This window comes from Bradyrhizobium sp. Kon56 (assembly GCF_055807635.1).
Genome location: NZ_JBVVOU010000445.1, coordinates 1 through 266, shown reverse-complemented (window position 1 = coordinate 266; position 266 = coordinate 1). Strand labels below are relative to the sequence as shown.

1 protein-coding gene is annotated in these 266 nt (G+C 55.6%); it reads left to right on the top strand.

The window, feature by feature from the left end:
- Nucleotides 1–266 (top strand): hypothetical protein (locus AC0L3B_RS39610; RefSeq protein WP_473383296.1); only part of this gene is annotated, 266 nt, incomplete at both ends.

Genomic DNA, 266 nt, shown 5'->3' with positions numbered 1-266 from the left:
GTCCAAGGCGAACGACGAAGTTTCCAAGGCGATGATGGCCAACCTCTCGAAAGAGAAAGTCATCGACCGTCACGGCGACGAAGTTGACCAAGAGTCTTTCAACTCGATGTACATGATGGCCGACTCGGGCGCACGGGGTTCTGCTGCGCAGATCCGTCAGCTCGCCGGTATGCGTGGCCTGATGGCCAAGCCGGACGGTTCCATCATCGAAACGCCGATTACCGCGAACTTTCGTGAAGGTTTGAGCGTACTTCAGTACTTCATCT